Origin of the sequence: Rhizobium sp. BK379 (genome assembly GCF_014193955.1) — a bacterium.
Classification (GTDB): domain Bacteria; phylum Pseudomonadota; class Alphaproteobacteria; order Rhizobiales; family Rhizobiaceae; genus Rhizobium.
The window spans coordinates 1-2,500 of sequence record NZ_JACIAD010000018.1 but is presented as its reverse complement, the minus strand read 5'-3'; the positions used below and the strand labels follow the sequence as shown (position 1 = coordinate 2,500).

The 2,500-nt window shown below is 52.5% G+C and carries 1 rRNA gene (cut by a window edge); it reads right to left on the bottom strand.

What is annotated here, in order from left to right:
- Positions 1 to 2,291, bottom strand: a 23S ribosomal RNA gene (locus tag FHT93_RS35400); it reaches 508 nt to the left of the window's first position.
- Positions 2,292 to 2,500: the final 209 nt, after the last annotated feature.

The following is a 2,500-nucleotide window of genomic DNA, read 5'->3' as shown; positions in this document are numbered from 1 at the left end:
ACTTTCGTCTCTGCTCGACTTGTCAGTCTCGCAGTCAGGCGGGCTTATGCCATTGCACTCGACGACCGATTTCCGACCGGTCTGAGCCCACCATCGCGCGCCTCCGTTACTCTTTCGGAGGCGACCGCCCCAGTCAAACTACCCACCATACACTGTCCCGGACCCGGATAACGGGCCGCGGTTAGACATCCATGACGATAAGGGTGGTATTTCAAGGATGGCTCCACAGAAACTGGCGTCCCTGCTTCAAAGCCTACCACCTATCCTACACATGCCGACACGAATGCCAGTGTAAAGCTATAGTAAAGGTGCACGGGGTCTTTCCGTCTGACCGCAGGAACCCCGCATCTTCACGGGGAATTCAATTTCACTGAGTCTATGTTGGAGACAGCGGGGAAGTCGTTACGCCATTCGTGCAGGTCGGAACTTACCCGACAAGGAATTTCGCTACCTTAGGACCGTTATAGTTACGGCCGCCGTTTACTGGGGCTTCGATTCAAAGCTTGCACCTCTCCTCTTAACCTTCCAGCACCGGGCAGGCGTCAGACCCTATACGTCGTCTTGCGACTTCGCAGAGCCCTGTGTTTTTGATAAACAGTCGCTACCCCCTGGTCTGTGCCACCCCACAAGAGTTGCCTCATATGGGGTCACGCTTCTTCCGAAGTTACGCGTGCAATTTGCCGAGTTCCTTCAACATAGTTCTCTCAAGCGCCTTGGTATACTCTACCTGACCACCTGTGTCGGTTTCGGGTACGGTCTATACGGTGGAGCTATTTCCTGGAACCGCTCCGCTGCCCATCCAATCCAATAAGAATGAACAACTTGTGCGATCCGTCACTTCCACCAGGCCCACGAATATTAACGTGGTTCCCATCGACTACGCGTGTCCGCCTCGTCTTAGGGGCCGGCTAACCCTGCTCAGATTAACTTTAAGCAGGAACCCTTGGTCTTTCGGCGAGAGGGTCTCTCACCCTCTTTATCGTTACTCATGTCAACATTCGCACTTCCGATACCTCCAGGACCCCTCACGGGTATCCCTTCATCAGCTTACGGAACGCTCCGCTACCACTCCTCAAAGAGGAATCCTCAGCTTCGGTGCATGGCTTTAGCCCCGTTACATTTTCGGCGCAAAGACCCTTATTTAGACCAGTGAGCTGTTACGCTTTCTTTAAATGATGGCTGCTTCTAAGCCAACATCCTGGTTGTTTTGGGATCCTCACATCCTTTCCCACTTAGCCATGACTTGGGGACCTTAGCTGGAGGTTAGGGTTGTTGCCCTTTTCACGACGGACGTTAGCACCCGCCGTGTGTCTGCCTGGTAGTACTTCCCGGTATTCGGAGTTTGGTTAGGATCAGTAAGACGGTGAGTCCCCATAGCCCATCCAGTGCTCTACCCCCGGGAGTATTCGCCAGACGCTCTACCTAAATAGATTTCGCGGAGAACCAGCTATTTCCGAGTTTGATTGGCCTTTCACCCCTAGCCACAAGTCATCCCAATCTATTGCAACAGATGCGGGTTCGGTCCTCCAGTTGGTGTTACCCAACCTTCAACCTGCTCATGGCTAGATCACTCGGTTTCGGGTCTAATGCAACAAACTATATCGCCCTATTCAGACTCGCTTTCGCTGCGCCTACACCTACCGGCTTAAGCTTGCTTGTTACACTAAGTCGTTGACCCATTATACAAAAGGTACGCCGTCAGGGTTGCCCCCTCCGACTGTTTGTAGGCATCCGGTTTCAGGTACTATTTCACTCCCCTTGTCGGGGTGCTTTTCACCTTTCCCTCACGGTACTTGTTCGCTATCGGTCATGCACGAGTACTTAGGCTTGGAGAGTGGTCTCCCCATGTTCAGACAGGATTTCACGTGTCCCGCCCTACTCTAGGACATTAATGATATCTACGCGTACGGGGCTGTCACCCGCTACGGCCGCACTTTCCAGAGCGTTCCGCTTTAATCACTAATGCCACTGGCCTGGTCCGCGTTCGCTCGCCACTACTTGCGGAGTCTCGGTTGATGTCCTTTCCTGCAGGTACTTAGATGTTTCAGTTCCCTGCGTTCGCTTCTTACCCCTATGTATTCGAAAGTAAGATACCTTATCACAATGCTTGGAAACCCAAGCCGACCTTGCAGTCAGTTTGGATTTTCCAAGCATTTAAGGTGGGTTTCCCCATTCGGAGATCCATGGATCAAAGCTCATTCGCAGCTCCCCACGGCTTTTCGCAGCGTATCACGTCCTTCATCGCCTGTGCATGCCAAGGCATCCACCAAATGCCCTTACGACACTTAATCGTTCTCATTGCCAATGCTCATCATCTCGTTGCCCGTTTCAAAGAAACAGCAACAGACCGGGTTACCTTTTACAACCCAGTCAATCCAACAATGCCATCGACGTGTTCGACCTGATCACTTTATTGGAGCTACGCCGAGCAGCTCGCTTGTGTCAGGTCTTAAGACCAGCTTCTCGAGATTTGATCCGATACCGCGCGGTCAGGCAACGG